Origin of the sequence: Bradyrhizobium sp. U87765 SZCCT0048, assembly GCF_018131225.1 — a bacterium.
In the GTDB taxonomy this organism is placed as follows: domain Bacteria; phylum Pseudomonadota; class Alphaproteobacteria; order Rhizobiales; family Xanthobacteraceae; genus Bradyrhizobium_A.
In genome coordinates, this window is sequence record NZ_JAFCMM010000013.1 from 1 (window position 1) to 2,385 (window position 2,385).

Annotated in this window: 1 rRNA gene; it reads right to left on the reverse strand. The window is 50.4% G+C overall.

Annotation, left to right across the window (positions count from 1 at the left end):
* Positions 1-2,385: ribosomal RNA gene (locus tag JQ639_RS35865) — 23S ribosomal RNA — on the reverse strand; the annotation flags it as partial.

The following is a 2,385-nucleotide window of genomic DNA, read 5'->3' on the forward strand; positions in this document are numbered from 1 at the left end:
CCACTTATTCTACACCTCTCATGTCTCTTCACCGTGCCAGACTAGAGTCAAGCTCAACAGGGTCTTCTTTCCCCGCTGATTCCGCCAAGCCCGTTCCCTTGGCTGTGGTTTCGCTGGATAGTAGGTAGGGACAGTGGGAATCTCGTTCATCCATTCATGCGCGTCACTAATTAGATGACGAGGCATTTGGCTACCTTAAGAGAGTCATAGTTACTCCCGCCGTTTACCCGCGCTTACTCGAATTACTACGATTTAACATTCAGAGTACTGGGCAGAAATCAGTGACAGTCAACGTCCGCAAGGACCATCTGTCACCTCTGTTTTAATTAGACAGTCGGATTCCCTGAGTCCGTACCGGTTCCAGTACGGTTGTTTAGATGAGCGATCAGGATACTAGAACCGAGGTCCAAGCACACACCAGAAAGCGTCCGCAAGCAAGCACAATCACTAGTCCGCCATCAACCCGAAAGTATCAAGCAGACAGAACTGCGCCGGACAAGCATCAACCAACTGGCCAACCGTTCCAACCACTGGAGCCAATCCTTTTCCCGAAGTTACGGATCTAGTTTGCCGACTTCCCTTACCTACATTATTCTATCGACTAGAGGCTGTTCACCTTGGAGACCTAATGCGGATATCGGTACGATTGAGTGCAAATTAATAGCCTCCCTTGGTGTTTTAAGGGCCGTTCAAAGAGCACGAGACACCACAGAAACCGCGGTGCTTTTCGGAAACAACGTCCCCATCTCTGGCTGAACCAATTCCAGGGAGTCCGTTCCTTAACTAGAGAAGAAAACTCTAGCTCGGTCTTTGAGCGACTAACCAAGTTCGAATGCGTTACCGCGCTTGTGCTCCGAAGAACACAATCTTTGCATCTCAGTTAGGGAATATTAACCCTATTCCCTTTCGACAAGCGGGGACTAAAAGCAAGCTTTTCGCCACCGATGATACAAGGCGTTCGCCAGTACCTTAGGATCGACTGACCCACATCCAACTACTGTTCACGTGGAACCCTTCTCCACTTCAGTCTTCAAGGATCGAACTTGAATATTTGCTACTACCATTACGATCTGCACTGACGGAAGCTCCAGCCGAGCCTACGCTCATAGCCTTCAACGCAACCGCCACGACCTTCCTACTCGTTACGACCTGGCGCTAGACAACGCACATGTCGCAACGGCGGAGTATAGGTCTCTCGCTTAAGCGCCATCCATTTTCAGGGCTAGTTGATTCGGCAGGTGAGTTGTTACACACTCCTTAGCGGATACCGACTTCCATGGCCACCGTCCTGCTGTCAATATCAACCAACACCTTTTATGGGGTCTCATGAGCGAGAAGTTAGGCACCTTAACTCCACGTTTGGTTCATCCCACAGCGCCAGTTCTGCTTACCAAAAATGGCCCACTTGGACCTCGCATTCACGTTGACAGTTCACTAAAGAAACTGCAACTTCATATCCATTGAAAGTTTGAGAATAGGTTGAGGACATTACGTCCCCAAGGCCTCTAATCATTAGCTTTACCGAATATAACTGCCTGAGATCCAGCTATCCTGAGGGAAACTTCGGAAGGAACCAGCTACTAGATGGTTCGATTAGTCTTTCGCCCCTATACCCAAGTCTATCGATCGATTTGCACGTCAGAACCGATACGGACTTCCACCAGAGTTTCCTCTGGCTTCATCCTGCTCAGGCATAGTTCACCATCTTTCGGGTCGTTTGCCAACTGCTCAACCTCTGCACAGTCACAAGTGACACGCACAGGGCCGTGGTGCGCTGCACTCCGAAGAACACAGATCCCACGTCGGCCAATTCGAGACTGACCTTTACTTTCATTTCGCCGCAAGGTTTTAACACCCTTTGACTCGCAGTAGACAAGCACTCCGCAATCCGTGTTCCAAGACGGGTCGGAAACGTCGTCGACTTTCACACCGACGTCACACACACTAGCGTAACTAAACGCTAGCCGCCACGAACCCACTACCGCCAGCAAGACACCTTCTCTTGCGAGATGGGCAACACTGTCGGGCTAGAACGAGCAGCCAACGCCGTCGGCGTAGCATAGGAAACGACACCCGGCAACGATCACAACTAAGCGACCAGTCACCAAGCTTGTCTCCAAGCAACATCAACTGTCTCCGGTTCCACTCCAGCGATTTCACGTTCTCTTGAACTCTCTCTTCAAAGTCCTTTGCAACTTTCCCTCACGGTACTTGTTCGCTATCGCAATCGAGTCGATATTTAGCCTTAGATGAAGTTTATCACCCACTTTAGGCTGCACTTTCAAGCAACCCGACTCCAAGGAGCAAGCGAACCAACAGTGCCGCTATCCAGAACGGGGCTCGCACCCTCTCTGGTTTATGGCCTCAATCGTAAGGACTTCGGAC